Raw genomic sequence first — 15,301 nt, 5'->3', positions numbered from 1 at the left:
TGGTTTTTATAAGAATAAATCCGCATATCTGAGAGAATTTACTAAATGGTTTATTTCTACAGATACCAAAAATATTGCCACAAAAACGCTTAGAGAAATTATTTTAAATTTGAAAGGAATAGGACCTGAGACTGCGGACACAATTTTATTGTATGCGCTTCATAGAACATCGTTTGTTATAGATTCATATACAAGGCGGATATTTGGCAGGCTGGGTTACGACACGGATGTGACTTATGAAAGACTTCAAAACACATTTATGTCAAGCTTACCCGCAGACGTTGAGCTTTACGACAGATATCATGGGCTTATAGTCGAGCACGCAAAGCGCCATTGTAATAAACAGCCTATTTGTGACGGCTGTCCGGTGCGTTCTCTGTGTAAGGTGCCTATTGAATAATTTTTTAGAAACTTATATACTAATATTGAAAATAAATAATTGGAGGTTGCCATGAAAAAGACTATTGTTGTTGGATGTGACAGCGCAGCGGTAGAACTTAAAAAGCTTGCAATCAAGGTATTTGAAAGCAGGGGATATACCGTTGAAAACGTCGGAGTTGAGTCGTCAAGTGATAGTACAATGTACCCTGAAATCGCTAAAAAAGTGGCACAAAGCATTATTGACAGCGGATACACCAAAGAGGGTGCGCTGTTTTGCGGCACCGGAATCGGAATGGCGATTACCGCAAATAAATTTCCGGGAATCTATGCAGGTGTTGCACATGACAATTACGCTTGCGAACGTCTTCGCCTGAGCAACAACGGCAACGTTATTTGTATGGGCGCCCGCATAATAGGGCCCGAGCTTGCTAAGAAGATTTTAAATGAATGGTGTGACCGTGAGTTTGCTGGCGGTCCGTCTGAAGATAAGGTAAATTTAATCAAAGGATACGAAAAAGAACTTTACAAATAGAGAAAGGACGAATATTTAATGGATTTACAGGCACTTTTGAAGAGTTTACAGGATTGTCCGTGCGGCAGAGAACATCACACGAAAATCAAAGCGGTAGAAATTGGCGAGGGACTTGTGAAAAAAGCAGGAAAGATACTTGCCGAAAACAAATTTCCTAAAAACATCCTTGTTGTTGGAGACGGCAACTCGATGCGTGTAACAAACGGAATCTTGGATGTAATAAAGGAGGCAGGCTTTGAATGCACCACCTTGATTTATGACGATATGCGCTTTGCACGTATGGAATCAGTAGAGGAACTTGAGAGCCTGGCTAAAGGACATGACGGGATACTTTCAATAGGAACCGGCTCGGTCAATGATATTTGCCGGCTTACCGCTTATCGCAGAGGAGTTCCGCTTGCAATCTTTGCAACCGCTCCTTCTATGGACGGTTTTGCCTCAGATACCGCTCCAATTACTAAGAACAATTATAAAAAATCAGAACAGGCTGCTTCACCTTGGGTTATTATGGCGGATACTAATATATTGGCTCAGTCTCCGGCAGTCCTGAAATCGGCTGGGCTTGGCGATCTGCTAGCAAAATACATAGCAATGGTTGACTGGCGTGCATCTACACTTTTAACTGGCGAATGGTATTGCGACAGAGTTGCAAATATAACGAGGACTGCTGTCCGTAAAGCGGTTGCCCTTGCTGACAAGGTTACCGGCAACAGCACAGAAACGGCAGAGGCGATTATGGAAGCGCTTGTACTTACGGGTATTGCTATGGAATTTACCGGAAATTCACGCCCTGCATCAGGGTCTGAGCATATTGTTTCTCACTTCTGGGAGATTATGAAGTTGGAAAAGGGCATCTGGCCGGACTTTCATGGTAAAAAAGTTGGTGTTGCAACACTGATGGTTGCTAAGATATACAAAGATCTTGCAAAACTTCCTTCAATCAACCCGCGCAAAGCGAATGTCGATTGGGATCATGTTAAAAAGGTTTACGGGAACTTTGCAGGGGAAGTTACTAAGTGCAACAATCCCCCGCTTACAGATAAGATTGATCTTGAATTCTTAAAGAACAATTGGGGCAAGGTCGTTGATATCATCAATGAAGAACTGCCTGATATAGATGAACTGGAAAGAATCATGAAGATATCTGCTTGTGCAACAACGCCTGAAGAAGTTAATGTAACACCAGAAATGGTCTACAATGCTCTTCATTACAGCCCTTATATGCGCAATAGGTTTACGGTACTAAGAATCCGTGATATATTGGGGATTGATTATTAATTAAACGGCGATATAAAATGGGGTTCAGTTTGAAAGAACTGAACCCCATTTTTGTTATAAGATTATTCAACATTAACTAAAAAAGTATAATAGACAGTGCCGTTTTTCCACGTCCCAATAACTTCGTAAATGACTTTTCCCTTTTGTTCAGGGATTATTATTTTACCGTTAACTAACTGCTGCTTTATTATGTCATTATCATGCCAGATTCTGACTTCGGTTTTTGAAGGCTTTTTACTGAAACTTAAAGATAAAGGAGAATTTGCGGAAACGGTCATAGGCACCGAATTTCTTACTAATTCCGGAGGGGCGCTGCAGTCAGCAGTGGTGAAAGTTTTGGCGCCGTTAAGATTAATGCTTGCCCACGAATATGTTCCTTTTATTGCTTCTACGCTTTTATCTTTATATAATATTTTAAGTTCCGGCGGAGAATTAGAGACATTGCTTACAGTGCACCCGATCAAAGAAATAAAAAATATCATTAAACATATGATAAGCAAATATCTATTTTTAAAAACCAGACAAATCACCTGCCTTTTATTGCTTTTGACGAAAATGTTACTAAATAGTTCCAAATATTTTTTAATTAAATATCAAATTTTCTTAAAAAATATTTGAAATAGAAACCCAAGTATAGTAAACTGTAATATAATATTAAATTAGATATCCGCTATGGAGGAAGTTTTGAAAACCATTAATTGCAGGACCAACCGAAAGCCATCTGCTTATGATATTCACATCTGTAAGGGTGTGCTTGACAAAGCGGGGATTGAAATAAAAGAAATTGCTAAAGGTAAAAAAACGGCGATTATATCCGACTCTAATGTTGCGCCCCTGTATGCGAATCGGCTCAGTGCCGCGCTTCGGGATGCAGGCTTTGAGGCGGATGTTTTTATTTTCACAGCAGGTGAGCAATCTAAGAATTTTGGTACAATCAATAATATATATACATTTCTCGAGAAGTTTTGCATGACTCGTGCAGATACGATAATAGCCTTGGGCGGAGGCGTTACCGGCGATATGGCAGGTTTTGCCGCTGCTACATTTTTGAGAGGCGTAAGGCTTGTTCAGATACCTACAACGCTTCTTGCATGTGTTGATTCTTCTGTTGGAGGAAAGACTGGCTATGATCTGCCCGAGGGTAAAAATCATGTCGGGGCTTTCTATCAGCCATCGCTTGTTCTAATCGATCCAGATGTTCTTGATACTCTGCCGAGGGGGACATGGTGTGACGGAATGGCAGAAGTGATAAAATATGCTTTTATACGAGATCCTGCTCTTTTTGATAAACTTGCAGCGTATAAAGACAAAGAAGAGATAGAGGATATTATTGAAACCTGTGTCAGGATCAAAAGCGATGTAGTTGAGGCAGATGAACTTGACACTGGGATTCGAGGCATTCTTAATTTTGGGCATACCTTTGGACATGCAGCTGAAAAAATTGAGCATTATACAGGCATCACGCATGGAAGCGCTGTTGCGGCAGGAATGGTGATGGCGGCAGCAATAGGAGAATATCTAGGGCTTACTGAACGTGGAACAAAGGAAAAAATCATTAGTCTGAATAAAAAATTCAGCTTGCCGATATCGTTTGCACAAAAGCCTTTGGAGTTATTCTCGGCACTGACAAATGACAAGAAAAATTTAAATGGCGTTATAAGCCTTGTTATGTTGAAAAAGACCGGCGAGGCGTTTTTGTGGCCGGTGGAACTGTCTGAACTTAAAAGCATAATGAATGAGGCGCTGTAGGAAAAGAGGGGTAACATGGGATCGACTTGGGGCAAAAATCTTAATATAACTATCTTTGGAGAGTCACATGGCTTTGCAATCGGAGTAACGATAGACGGTTTTCCCGCAGGTGTTGAACTTGACACTGTTTTTATTGATAAACAGATGGCAAGGCGCCGCCCGTCATCATCCTCCTTTTCTACAAAAAGAAAAGAGGCCGACGAGGCCGAGATATTGTCCGGAATTAAAGACGGGCATACTACCGGGGCGCCTATTACGGCAATCATAAGAAATTCTGACCAGCATTCAGGGGACTATGAGGAAATGATGCGCATCCCACGGCCGTCCCATGCTGATTATACAGCTTCAATTAGGTATGAAAACTTTCACGATGTTCGCGGGGGAGGGCATTTTTCAGGCCGTCTTACCGCTCCCATCGTTTTTTGCGGTGCGCTCTGCAGACTTGCTTTGCGCCGCAGCCAAATTGAAACGGTTGCACATATTAAACGTATTTATGATGTCGAAGACAAACCTTTTGACCTGACTGATATTTCAAAAGATGAAATACTGCGCCTTCAAAATGCGTCTTTTCCTGTGCTGGATGAGGGGGCAGGAGCCTCTATGATGCTTATATTCGAAACGGCAAAAGAAAAACTGGATTCGGTCGGCGGCATTATCGAATGCGCGGTGACGGGTCTTCCGGCAGGGCTTGGCAGCCCAATGTTTGAAGGGATCGAAAACAAAATTTCATCATTGATATTCGGTATCCCCGCCGTAAAAGGCATTGAGTTCGGCACCGGATTTGGATTTGCAGGGATGTTTGGCAGTGAAGCAAATGACCCGTTTATAATAGAAAATGAGAAAATAAGGGCGAAGACTAATAATAACGGCGGTATTTTAGGCGGCATATCGACAGGAATGCCTGTAGTGTTTCGCACGGCTATAAAACCAACGCCGTCTATCGGACAAACCCAGAAAAGCGTTGACATGGTTTCACACACCGAGACTGAGTTATCGATAAAAGGGAGACATGATCCGTGTATCGTGCCAAGAGCTGTTCCTGTTATTGAAAACGCTGCCGCTATCGCTGTGCTTGATATGATGCTTGAGAAAAATGGGTATTCGGGAATATAGAAAGGGGAACAACGTGGATCTTAAAGATTTAAGAGATGAAATAAATAAAGTTGATGACGAGCTTTCACGTTTGTTTTCACAGCGTATGCTTTTATCGGAAAAGGTGGCTGCACTGAAAACAGACACCGACCAGCCTGTTTATAACGAAGAGAGAGAAAATGAAATAATAAAAAACGCTGAAAAGCGATTTGATAAAAGTATTGCCGGAAAAGGGGCATCTCTCTATTCATCCATTATGCTGCTTTCGCGGGAATACCAGTATGAATATATGATAGAAAACGGCAAATCACCTAAAATCATTGAACGTTTTCTTAATAAAGACGTATACGAAGAAAAACGCGTTTGCTATTACGGCAGCGAATGCTCATGGTCAAATCTTGCAGCCATGAAGATGTGCCCTGATGCAGAATTTTCCGGATCACCTGATTTTGATACAGTTTTTGAAAAGGTGGCGTCAGGAGAGGCTGATGCAGGGATATTGCCGCTCGACAACTCCACTGCCGGAACAGTGCGGGAGGTATATGACCTTCTGCTAAAAAATAATCTGTTTATATCAGCGACCTGCCTGCTTGATATTGAATATTCCCTTGCAGGCAGTAAAAATACATCAAAAGATACTGTTAAAACTGTATTTTCGCATCCACAGTCACTCTCACAGTGCCGAAATTACTTATCAGAAAACGGATTTATTCCAAAAGAATATTTCAATACCGCGGCGGCGGCAAAGTTTGTTTCGGAGAGCGGAGATAATACTACGGCGGCTCTCTGCAATATGTATGCCGCTGAGAAATACGGCCTTGAGATAATCGACGACAAAATACGTGACTCGGCACTTAATACAACGCGATTTATTAAGGTTACGGGAAAGCCTCTCGTAACCGTAAAATCAGATATTATCAGTATCGCGTTCAATCTGAAAAACAAAAGCGGTGTGCTTGCCGCATTGCTTGCCGTATTCAAAGATTATGGCGTTAACCTGATGAAGATTGAATCGCGGCCCATCCCGGAAAAGCCGTTTGAATATCTGTTTTATCTTGACTTTGCCGGGAATATTATGGATGAGAAAACAAAGAGCATTTTACTTTTGCTTGAAAGCGAATTGCCTGAAATATATCTCTTAGGCAACTATTCTATTATTTAAAGGAGCTTTTTAAATGGTTATTATAATGAAGCCGAAAGCGGCTGAAGAAAATATACAATCTATTGTCAATATCCTCGAAGGTTATGGACTTGGCACCCACATCGTACGCGGCGAGGAGTTATCAATCATCGGCATTATTGGAGACAAAAAGAAAATTGCGCATCTCGCACTTGACAGAATGGACGGAGTAGAGCGTGTCGTTCCTATTGCTGAATCATATAAGCTTGCAAATAAAGTGTTCAATCCGGTGCCAACTGTCATTGATGTCGGCGGGGCAAAGATAGGCGGTAAACAGATCGCTGTGATGGCCGGTCCTTGTGCGGTCGAGAATCAGGAAATGATAACGGAGACTGCAAAATATGTTGCATCCTGCGGCGCTCAGTTCTTAAGAGGCGGCGCATATAAACCAAGAACATCGCCTTACTCTTTCCAAGGGCTTGAAGAAGACGGTCTTAAAATCATGTATAATGCAAAAAAGATTGCTGGCTTAAAAATGGTGACTGAGATCATTAACGAGAAAAGTCTTGAAAATGCTCTTGATTATACGGACATAATACAGATAGGCGCACGTAATATGCAGAACTTTACACTGCTTAAGGAAGTGGGCAAAACAGATAAGCCTATTCTTTTAAAGCGCGGACTGTCTGCAACTATCGATGAGCTTTTGAATGCGGCTGAATATATAATGGCAGAGGGCAATCCTAATGTTATACTATGTGAGCGCGGAATACGAACTTTCGAAACAGCGACAAGAAATACGCTTGACTTAAGTGCTGTTCCGGTTTTGAAAAGCAAAACTCATCTGCCTGTCATAGTAGACCCGTCACACGGCACCGGACGATGGAATTATGTTGAGTCAATGGCACTTGCAGCCATTGCAGGCGGCGCTGACGGACTAATTATAGAAGTACATCCAAGTCCCAGTACAGCTATGTCGGACGGGGAACAGTCGCTTAATTTTGAAACATTCGGAAAACTTATGGAAAAACTCAAGAGAGTGGCGGAAGCAGTAGACAGATCTTTATAGGAGGAATAAATATGATAATTATAATGAAGCCCAGCGCAACAAAGGAAAACGTTGACCGCGTATGCAACGTTCTTAATGAGTACGATATGGGCGTACATCTTTCACAGGGAAACGAGCTTACCATAATTGGTATCATCGGAAATAAAAATAAGATCCAGCATATAGCTTTTGAACTTATGGACGGTGTAGACAGAGTTGTCCATGTCGCGGAATCATATAAACTTGCAAATAGGGCATTTCATCCCGAACCGACTGTTATCGATCTGGGGGATGTGACTATTGGCGGCGACAGCGTTGTCGTAATGGCGGGTCCATGCGCAATCGAAAACCAGGACATGGTCATGGATACAGCGAAGTTTGTAAAATCCTGCGGTGCGCAGATTCTCCGGGGAGGCGCATATAAACCGAGAACTTCGCCATATTCTTTCCAGGGGCTTGAGGTCGACGGACTTAATTATATGTACAATGCTAAAAAAGCGGCGGGACTTAAAATGGTGACTGAGGTTATTGATGAGGAAAGCCTTGAAAATACACTTGAATATGCTGATATTCTTCAAATAGGCGCTCGAAATATGCAGAACTTTAAGCTTTTGCGTGCAGCGGGGCGTACAAATAAACCTGTTTTATTAAAACGCGGGCTTTCCGCAACTATCGACGAGCTTCTAAACGCCGCGGAATATATAATGGCAGAGGGCAACCAGAATGTTATGCTATGCGAGCGCGGAATACGCACTTTTGAAACAGCGACAAGAAACACGCTTGACCTTAGCGCTGTTCCACTTTTAAAGCATAAATCACATTTGCCGGTCATTGTTGATCCATCACACGGAACGGGAAAGTCAAACCTTGTAGGCGCAATGGCAAAAGCAGCTGTCGTTGCTGGTGCCGACGGCCTAATAATAGAGGTTCATCCAACGCCAGAAAAAGCAATGTCTGATGGCGATCAGTCATTAAACTTTAAGCAGTTTGAGGCTTTGATGAGAGACCTTAAAGCCTGCGCTGCGATTTCCGGCAGGACACTCTGATGAATGATCTGCACACTGTTACGATTGTCGGGCTTGGTCTTATCGGCGGCTCGTTTGCAAAGGCACTAAGCCGTGCCGGTATAGAAAATATTTACGCGGTTGACAATAATTGCGCTTCAATTACAAGCGCAATTGAGGATGGTATAATAAAAGCCGGCGGCACTGAATTAAATGAGAAATTTTGCAATGCCGACGTCATTTTGGTTTGCACGCCTGCGGAATATGCGCCTGAAATCATAGAAAAAGCGGCTTCAATGTGCGGAAAAGATACTATTATCGCAGATACCGCAAGTGTAAGCTTAAACCTTATAAACAGTGTGCGAAAAATAAAAAGCAGTTTCAGATATGTATCGACACACCCAATGGCAGGAAGCGAAAAAGGCGGCTATGATGCGTCTAAGGCGCATCTGTTTGAAAATGCGTATGCTATAATATCACCCTGCGAACGCACCGATGATAATTCAATCATTATTCTCACACAGCTTTATAAAACTGTGGGTGCTATCCCCGTCGTGCTTGACGGAAAGAGTCATGACGAGGCGGTGGGTCTTATCAGTCATCTTCCTCACGCCGCATCTGCCGCGCTTGTGAACCTTCTTTCTAAATGCGACACTACGGATAAAATGGCTCAGAGCATTGCGGCAGGCGGATTTAAGGATATTACCAGGATTTCGTCTTCAAGCCCTTTACTTTGGGCTGATATTTCATTTCAAAATAAAGAAGTGTTAAAAAACCTTATTGATAAATACATATCAGAACTTAAAACGTTTCAGGATTTTCTAGCTTCTGACGACAAAAAAGGACTTGAGGCATACTTTGCGTCTGCAAAGGAGACAAGAGACAGACTTCCGTCAATTTCACGCAGCCTAATAGGTGAAATATATGAGATTTCGATAGATGTTGAAGACAAGGTCGGGGTAACATCGTTTATTTCTGAAACGCTTAGCCGTGAGAATATAAGTATAAAGGCTATAAGCATAGAGAACAGCAGGGAATTTGACGGGGGCGTTATGACAATCGCTGTTTCTTCTGATTCAGATCTTAAGAAAAGCCTTAAAGTGCTTCGTGAAAAGGGCATAAATGCAAGAGACAAAAATGAGTAACGGAGGAATCCAATGATTATACATGAGGCTTCAAGCGTACGCGGAACGCTTACCGTTCCTGGGGATAAATCAATTTCACACAGGGCGGTCATGCTTGGCGCTATAGCGGACGGAACAACTCATATAAAGGGCTTTTTGAATGGTGAGGACTGTATGTCCACCATATCGTGTTTTCACAAGTTGGGGGTTAAAATCAATATAGATGGCACTGATGTAGTAGTTGAAGGCGTTGGGCTTAACGGCCTGAAGCCGTCTTCAGATGCACTAGACATAGGAAATTCGGGCACGACAGCGCGGATTTTAACAGGTATCCTTGCAGGACAGCCGTTTGACTCTATTATTGACGGTGACGATTCTATTCGCCGACGCCCTATGGGAAGGGTGATAGTTCCGCTTTCTGAGCTTGGCGCAAATATTAAGAGCAGCGGGGGTAAATGCCCGCTTCATATATCAGCTTCGTCTTTACATGGCGGCGAAATAGTTATTCCGGTGGCATCAGCACAGTTAAAGTCAGCAGTTTTGATGGCGGGACTTTACGCTTCCGGCAAAACGACTGTGACCGAACCGGCAAAATCAAGAGATCACACCGAGCTAATGTTAAAAGCGTTCGGCGCGGATATACAGTCAGACGGAGCATCAGTAACGGTTTCTCACAGCGCCGGGCTGAAAGCTATAGATATTAATGTGCCAGGCGACATTTCATCGGCTGCATTTTTCATAGTGGCGGCATTGATTCTACCTGACAGTGAAGTAACCATCAAAAACGTGGGTATAAACGAAACGAGAACAGGTATAATTGACGCTCTGCGTGAAATGGGAGCGGATATCACTTACAGCAATATTAATGGCGATGTAGAACCGTCTGCAGATATAACGGTAAGACACAGTGAACTGCACGGCATTACGATCGGGGGGGATATTATACCCCGGATGATCGACGAGGTGCCGATTTTCGCAGTGGCGGCCCTTTTTGCAAATGGAGAGACGGTTATCCGTGACGCAGGTGAGCTTAAGGTCAAGGAATCGGATCGAATTGCAGCAATAGTGAATGAGTTTTGCAAATGCGGAGCCGATATTAAGAAAACGGATGATGGTATGATTATCCGCGGAGGCAAAAAGCTTAAAGCCTCAGATTTTGACTCGTATAAAGATCACAGAATGGCGATGAGCGAGGCGGTTTTGTCACTGACGCTGCCAGGAGAAAGCAGCATAAAAGATGCTGAAGCTGTGTCCATTTCCTATCCCGGATTTTACAACGATTTAAACTCAATCAGAAATTGAGGCTTAGCTTATGAATCTAAAAGAGTTTTTGCGCTACAGGTGTGAAAAGCCGCTTTATGCTCTAATTGGAGATCCTGTTGAGCATTCAGTTTCGCCGGAAATGCACACTGGCATTTATAAAGCTGACGGTATTGAAGCAAAATACATACCGATCCATTTAAAACCGGACGAAATGCCAGCCTTTATAGAGGCTGCCCGACGTAAACTAAAGGGTTTTAATGTTACAATTCCTTATAAAACTGAAATTATAAAATATCTTGACATAGTTGAAGGCACGGCAGGAAGCCTTAAATCTGTTAATACGGTTTTAGTCGAAAACGGCAAACTCGCCGGTTTCAACACAGATATTATCGGGGTTGAGGAAACATTAAGCAGAAACGGCGTAAGCGCAGAAGGTAAAAATGCTGTTATTCTTGGAAACGGCGGCGCGTCGAGAACGATTGCGTTTGTATTATGTAACAATGGTGCTTCTGTAACAGTTTGCGGAAGGGATATTGAAAGGGTAAAATCTTTTATTGACGATCTTTCACTTAAAAATGCGGATATAAATGCAGCTTCGTTCGGCTACCTTGATTTAAGAAAGATCGATATTTTGGTGAATGCCACTCCGGTCGGCATGTTCCCGAAAGAGGATGCTTTACCGGCAGACATTAATATTGCGCCAAATTTAAGTTTTGTTTACGATACCATATATAACCCGCTTGAAACAAAACTAATTAAATATGCAAAAAATGCAGGGATCAGGTGTGCAAACGGGCTTTCTATGCTTATTGCACAGGGCGTTGCATCCGATGAAATCTGGTTCGGCCGTAAAATAAGCGAGGCTGCTGTAACTAACGCACACCAGACGCTTGCCGCGCGTGTGGCGGCTAAACGGCTTGCAGAAAAGCATGGTAAACGCAATATAGTTTTGGCAGGATTTATGGGGTGCGGGAAAACTACTGTCGGAAAAGTGCTTTCAAAACGTCTTGGTTTTACTTTTTACGATTTGGATCGTAAAATAGAAAAGGAAGAGGGCAAGAGTATAACTGAGATATTTGCGAGCTATGGGGAAGAATATTTCCGCGCTCTCGAATATAAATATATTCAAGGCTTAGCCGCTTTGACGAATAACGTGATATCTCTTGGCGGCGGCGCGATTCTCAGAAGAGATAATTTTGAGGTGCTGACCCCAAATGGGCTCGTGGTATATCTTAAAGCGGGGACTGAATTTTTATATAACAATATAAAAAAGGGGAAAAACCGCCCGCTTATGAAGACTGAAGATCCTAAAAAGCGTGTTATAGAGCTTTTTGAAGAGCGGCGTCCTTTGTATGAGGCTCATTGTAATATAAGTGTTAACGCCGAAAAAGATGTTGAAAATGTTGCTGATGATATAATAAATATGTTATAAAAAAGGCTTTCGAGAGCCTTTGTACAAAGGGTTAATATGAAGAATTATTTTTATATCAGCATTGGCGCATTTGCCGGTGCTATTTTACGTTATTTGGTCAGGTCTGTTCATATATTCAGTTTTCATACGAGCTTTCCGCTAAATACGTTAATTATTAATATGTTAGGAAGCTTTTTTCTGGCACTCATTCTTACACTGCCCTTTGAGGTTTGGAAGCTGGGGAATGAGATGAAGCTTGGTTTGACCACTGGTTTTTTGGGCGCATTTACGACTTTTTCGACTTTGTGCCGTGAATCTGCCGAGTTAATGCGACACGGAGATTATAATACAGCATTTTCATATATTGTATTATCTGCTTTGCTGGGGCTTGGCTCGGCATATCTGGGTATAATCGCAGCTGAAATGGTAGGCAATAAAATTAAAAAAGCTGAAAGAGATGTGAAATAGTTGCATTTTATTCTGGTCGGAATTGGCGGAGCATTCGGGGGAGTTGCAAGGTATAATTTAGGCAAGATGCTTACTAAAAAGAATTCATTTCCCATTGCGACATTTTTTATAAATATTACAGGGGCATTTCTTTTAGGAATAGTAGCTAGTTTAAATGCTGGCAATAACATTTATTTGCTTTTAGGTGACGGATTTTTAGGGGCATACACGACATTTTCAACGTTTATGTTCGAAAGTTTTAACCTTTATAAGGATAATAAAAGGCTGAATGCTCTTTTTTATATTTTAAGTTCGATCTTTTTAGGGATTCTTGGATACTTCATAGGTTTTATATTAGGCAATATGTTAAATAATGGGTTATTGTAGCGTATCATTGACTTATACATTTTACACCTGTAAACTGATTAAAAACTATATGAGGGAAAATGCTATGAAAGTCGGTTTTATCAGGTGCCAAAAAACAGAGGATATATGTTCAGCAAAAGAGGACTTTAAAGCTGTTAGGGAGAAAAAGGGCGCGTTTAAAGGCGTTGCTGAAGATATAATCATAATTGGATTTTATTCATGCGGGGGGTGCCCCGGCGACAAAGCGTCTTCAAGAGCGGCAAAAATGGTAAGACAGGGAGCCGACACGATCGTTTTGACATCTTGTATTACTAAAGGAAGACGTGAAGGGGAAGCCTGCCCGTATGCCGAAGAAATGAAAGAGGAAATTGTGAAAAGACTCGGTGAAAAGGTAAAAATAATCGATCATTCACATAAATAAAATTGCTACTCTGACAAATATTTTACGAGAAATGAGATGACAGTATGAATTTAGAAGCTTTTATAAAAGAGGATAAGTACATAAATTTTTCGTCTCCTAATATTAGAGAAAAAGCAAATGAACTTTTTAAAAACCTTAGTTCAGATATTGAAAAGGCTAAAGCAGCATATGAGTTTGTGCGTGATGAAATACCTCATTCATTTGATATAAATGCTATGATTATAACTGCCAAGGCCTCAGATGTGCTTAAGTATAAGACGGGCATATGCCATGCAAAAGCAAATTTACTTGCTGCGTTATTAAGGTCACAAGGCATTCCTACGGGCATGTGTTTTCAGCATATAACGCTTGCAGATGATGAATCACTTGGGTATTGCGTACATTGTTACAATGCTATTTACCTTAACGGTCAATGGATAAAAGTAGATGCCAGGGGCAATACAAAAGGCATAAATGCACAGTTTTCATTAAGTGAACCTAAGCTTGCTTTTCCAAACAGAGAAAATTATGACGAATACTTTTGGAAAGGCATCTATGCAGCCCCGCATAAAGATACAATGGATATGCTGGAAGCGGCAAAAACCATTCAGGATATTTATGATAACATACCTGATTATGTTACTGAAAAACCGGATATTGAATAATAAAGGAACAGCAGACGTCAAATAAACGGCTGCTGTTCCTTTATAATAATGGGAGAAGAAATTGGTGTGTTATTGTTTACCGCCCTCAATTACGACTGATTCCGGGTCGACGGTGTCTCCATACGCGGGTTTAAGGGTTGCGTCATATGCTTTATGGACAAAATTTTCATTGCCGAGTTTTGTAAGCTCGTCATTTATCCAATTTAGAAGCTCGGTATTGCCCTTTTTAACAGCAGGAGCAATTGTATCCTGACTGCCAAGTGAGCCTATACTGGTAGTGAATCCTGGATTTTGTCTTGCCCATGCAAAAAGTAGGGTGTTATCATGTGCAAGGGCTGCGCCGCGTCCATCCTTTAGAGCTTGGAATGCCTCGGTATTCTGATCAAATTTTAAAAGCTCTATATCGGGATAATTTTTTGTAAAGTAAGTTTCTGCGGTTGTGCCCTTGTTAACAATTAGTTTTTTACCTTTAAGCTGTGACACATCGGTTATTGGAGCGCCATCGGGGGAAACGACTCCTAGTGCCACCTTCATGTAAGGATTTGCAAAGTCAACTTTTTGTTTCCGCTCATCTGTGACAGTAAAGTTCGCCAGTATAATGTCAACCTTATTAGTTTCAAGGTATTCGACCCGGCTTGCAGCCTCAACCAGTACGAAATGCACTTTGTCTTCATCGCCGAGCAGATCTTTTGCCAGACGCTTGGCTATGTACACATCAAAACCTTGATTTTTGCCATTTTCATCAACATATCCGAATGGTGGCTTGTCGCTGAATACCCCTATTCTAATGACGCCGTTCTTCTTTATTGTATCGATACTGGAACTGCTAGAAGCTTTTGAAGAGCATCCCGCGAGTGTTGACATAAGGATAGCAATTGCCAGTGTTAGGGTAAATATTCTTGAAAATTTTTTCATAGTTTGACTCCTCTTTCTTTGTTAAAATGAAACATATTTATAAATTGTTTAGCTCGGTCGGTTTTAGGGTTTACAAAAAATTCAACCGAATTGCTGGTTTCTATGATCCTTCCGTTGTCAATGAACACAATTCGATCAGCCACAGCTCTTGCAAATTCCATCTCATGAGTCACGATAAGCATAGTCATTCCTTGCTCTGCAAGTTCAAGCATAACGTCAAGCACCTCCCGAACCATCTCTGGATCAAGTGCGGCGGTTACTTCGTCAAACAGCATGATCTCCGGGTTCATGCATAGTGCACGGACAATAGCTGCACGCTGTTTCTGACCGCCTGAAAGTTGTCTTGGATACGAATTTTTCTTTTCAGAAAGCCCTACCCTTGCGAGAAGCTTTTCGGCTTGCTCTAAAGCTTCTTTCCGATCTTGCCCCTGAACTTTTAACGGACCGAGTAGAATATTATCGATTATGGTCATATTCGGGAAAAGATCATAGCTTTGAAAAACCAT

Annotated in this window: 18 protein-coding genes; 15 read left to right on the top strand and 3 right to left on the bottom strand. The window is 41.8% G+C overall.

Going from position 1 to position 15,301, the window contains the following annotated elements; genetic code table 11:
* From Q8865_08405 to Q8865_08395, 3 genes are all read left to right on the top strand, one after another.
* Nucleotides 1-400 (top strand): hypothetical protein (locus Q8865_08405; GenBank protein ID MDP4153438.1); only part of this gene is annotated, 400 nt, incomplete at its 5' end.
* Nucleotides 401-451: 51 nt separating this feature from the next.
* Nucleotides 452-913: an RpiB/LacA/LacB family sugar-phosphate isomerase gene (locus tag Q8865_08400; GenBank protein ID MDP4153437.1), complete on the top strand. Its 462-nt coding sequence runs from the start codon at nucleotides 452-454 to the stop codon at nucleotides 911-913.
* An 18-nt stretch (nucleotides 914-931) separates the two neighbouring features.
* The gene (locus Q8865_08395) at nucleotides 932-2,191 is read left to right on the top strand and encodes a sn-glycerol-1-phosphate dehydrogenase (protein ID MDP4153436.1); all 1,260 of its coding nucleotides are present in this window, start codon (nucleotides 932-934) and stop codon (nucleotides 2,189-2,191) included.
* Nucleotides 2,192-2,253: 62 nt separating this feature from the next.
* Here Q8865_08395 and Q8865_08390 read toward each other — a convergent pair whose 3' ends face one another.
* On the bottom strand, nucleotides 2,254-2,673 hold the full coding sequence (locus tag Q8865_08390; protein ID MDP4153435.1) for a hypothetical protein: 420 nt from the start codon (nucleotides 2,671-2,673) through the stop codon (nucleotides 2,254-2,256).
* Nucleotides 2,674-2,875: 202 nt separating this feature from the next.
* Between Q8865_08390 and aroB the strand changes: the two genes are divergently transcribed.
* The 12 genes from aroB (at nucleotide 2,876) to Q8865_08330 (ending at nucleotide 13,880) form a co-directional block, all read left to right on the top strand.
* Nucleotides 2,876-3,940: a 3-dehydroquinate synthase gene (gene aroB, locus Q8865_08385; GenBank protein ID MDP4153434.1), complete on the top strand. Its 1,065-nt coding sequence runs from the start codon at nucleotides 2,876-2,878 to the stop codon at nucleotides 3,938-3,940.
* 15 nt (nucleotides 3,941-3,955) lie between these two features.
* Entirely contained in the window at nucleotides 3,956-5,053 is a 1,098-nt protein-coding gene (gene aroC / locus Q8865_08380; protein ID MDP4153433.1) for a chorismate synthase, read from the top strand.
* Nucleotides 5,054-5,066: 13 nt separating this feature from the next.
* On the top strand, nucleotides 5,067-6,194 hold the full coding sequence (locus Q8865_08375) for a prephenate dehydratase domain-containing protein (protein ID MDP4153432.1): 1,128 nt from the start codon (nucleotides 5,067-5,069) through the stop codon (nucleotides 6,192-6,194).
* Between the two features lie 13 nt (nucleotides 6,195-6,207).
* Nucleotides 6,208-7,221: a 3-deoxy-7-phosphoheptulonate synthase gene (gene aroF, locus Q8865_08370; protein ID MDP4153431.1), complete on the top strand. Its 1,014-nt coding sequence runs from the start codon at nucleotides 6,208-6,210 to the stop codon at nucleotides 7,219-7,221.
* A gap of 11 nt (nucleotides 7,222-7,232) precedes the next feature.
* Nucleotides 7,233-8,246 carry a 3-deoxy-7-phosphoheptulonate synthase gene (gene aroF / locus Q8865_08365; protein MDP4153430.1) on the top strand — a complete coding sequence of 338 codons (1,014 nt, stop codon included), beginning with the start codon at nucleotides 7,233-7,235 and terminating at the stop codon, nucleotides 8,244-8,246.
* Complete coding sequence (locus tag Q8865_08360; GenBank protein MDP4153429.1) at nucleotides 8,246-9,349, top strand: prephenate dehydrogenase; 1,104 nt, start codon at nucleotides 8,246-8,248, stop codon at nucleotides 9,347-9,349. The genes aroF (Q8865_08365) and Q8865_08360 overlap by 1 nt, the downstream gene beginning before the upstream one ends.
* A 12-nt stretch (nucleotides 9,350-9,361) precedes the next feature.
* Nucleotides 9,362-10,630: a 3-phosphoshikimate 1-carboxyvinyltransferase gene (aroA, locus tag Q8865_08355; protein ID MDP4153428.1), complete on the top strand. Its 1,269-nt coding sequence runs from the start codon at nucleotides 9,362-9,364 to the stop codon at nucleotides 10,628-10,630.
* Nucleotides 10,631-10,640: 10 nt separating this feature from the next.
* On the top strand, nucleotides 10,641-12,023 hold the full coding sequence (gene aroE / locus Q8865_08350) for a shikimate dehydrogenase (protein MDP4153427.1): 1,383 nt from the start codon (nucleotides 10,641-10,643) through the stop codon (nucleotides 12,021-12,023).
* A 36-nt stretch (nucleotides 12,024-12,059) separates the two neighbouring features.
* Nucleotides 12,060-12,470, top strand: coding sequence for a fluoride efflux transporter CrcB (gene crcB, locus Q8865_08345; GenBank protein ID MDP4153426.1), 411 nt, complete (start codon nucleotides 12,060-12,062; stop codon nucleotides 12,468-12,470).
* Nucleotides 12,471-12,836 (top strand): fluoride efflux transporter CrcB, encoded by a 366-nt coding sequence (crcB, locus tag Q8865_08340; GenBank protein MDP4153425.1) that lies wholly within the window; start codon nucleotides 12,471-12,473, stop codon nucleotides 12,834-12,836.
* Between the two features lie 64 nt (nucleotides 12,837-12,900).
* On the top strand, nucleotides 12,901-13,236 hold the full coding sequence (locus Q8865_08335) for a CGGC domain-containing protein (GenBank protein MDP4153424.1): 336 nt from the start codon (nucleotides 12,901-12,903) through the stop codon (nucleotides 13,234-13,236).
* A gap of 44 nt (nucleotides 13,237-13,280) precedes the next feature.
* On the top strand, nucleotides 13,281-13,880 hold the full coding sequence (locus Q8865_08330; protein MDP4153423.1) for a transglutaminase family protein: 600 nt from the start codon (nucleotides 13,281-13,283) through the stop codon (nucleotides 13,878-13,880).
* A gap of 69 nt (nucleotides 13,881-13,949) precedes the next feature.
* Here Q8865_08330 and Q8865_08325 read toward each other — a convergent pair whose 3' ends face one another.
* Nucleotides 13,950-14,795: a cysteine ABC transporter substrate-binding protein gene (locus Q8865_08325; GenBank protein ID MDP4153422.1), complete on the bottom strand. Its 846-nt coding sequence runs from the start codon at nucleotides 14,793-14,795 to the stop codon at nucleotides 13,950-13,952.
* Nucleotides 14,792-15,301 (bottom strand): ATP-binding cassette domain-containing protein (locus Q8865_08320; protein ID MDP4153421.1); only part of this gene is annotated, 510 nt, incomplete at its 5' end. The genes Q8865_08320 and Q8865_08325, both read right to left, overlap by 4 nt.

This window comes from Bacillota bacterium (genome assembly GCA_030705925.1).
Classification (GTDB): domain Bacteria; phylum Bacillota; class Clostridia; order Oscillospirales; family Feifaniaceae; genus JAUZPM01.
The sequence above is the reverse complement of the archived record's forward strand: the minus strand, read 5'-3'. Positions and strand labels throughout refer to the sequence as shown.

Coding starts and splice junctions, on each gene's coding strand:
- Q8865_08325 (MDP4153422.1), bottom strand. CDS start 14,795: ATGAAAAAATTTTCAAGAATATTTACCCTAACACTGGCAATTGCTATC.
- aroF (MDP4153430.1), top strand. CDS start 7,233: ATGATAATTATAATGAAGCCCAGCGCAACAAAGGAAAACGTTGACCGC.
- Q8865_08335 (MDP4153424.1), top strand. CDS start 12,901: ATGAAAGTCGGTTTTATCAGGTGCCAAAAAACAGAGGATATATGTTCA.
- aroC (MDP4153433.1), top strand. CDS start 3,956: ATGGGATCGACTTGGGGCAAAAATCTTAATATAACTATCTTTGGAGAG.
- Q8865_08395 (MDP4153436.1), top strand. CDS start 932: ATGGATTTACAGGCACTTTTGAAGAGTTTACAGGATTGTCCGTGCGGC.
- Q8865_08330 (MDP4153423.1), top strand. CDS start 13,281: ATGAATTTAGAAGCTTTTATAAAAGAGGATAAGTACATAAATTTTTCG.
- Q8865_08360 (MDP4153429.1), top strand. CDS start 8,246: ATGAATGATCTGCACACTGTTACGATTGTCGGGCTTGGTCTTATCGGC.
- aroE (MDP4153427.1), top strand. CDS start 10,641: ATGAATCTAAAAGAGTTTTTGCGCTACAGGTGTGAAAAGCCGCTTTAT.
- Q8865_08390 (MDP4153435.1), bottom strand. CDS start 2,673: ATGATATTTTTTATTTCTTTGATCGGGTGCACTGTAAGCAATGTCTCT.
- aroA (MDP4153428.1), top strand. CDS start 9,362: ATGATTATACATGAGGCTTCAAGCGTACGCGGAACGCTTACCGTTCCT.
- crcB (MDP4153426.1), top strand. CDS start 12,060: ATGAAGAATTATTTTTATATCAGCATTGGCGCATTTGCCGGTGCTATT.
- aroF (MDP4153431.1), top strand. CDS start 6,208: ATGGTTATTATAATGAAGCCGAAAGCGGCTGAAGAAAATATACAATCT.
- Q8865_08400 (MDP4153437.1), top strand. CDS start 452: ATGAAAAAGACTATTGTTGTTGGATGTGACAGCGCAGCGGTAGAACTT.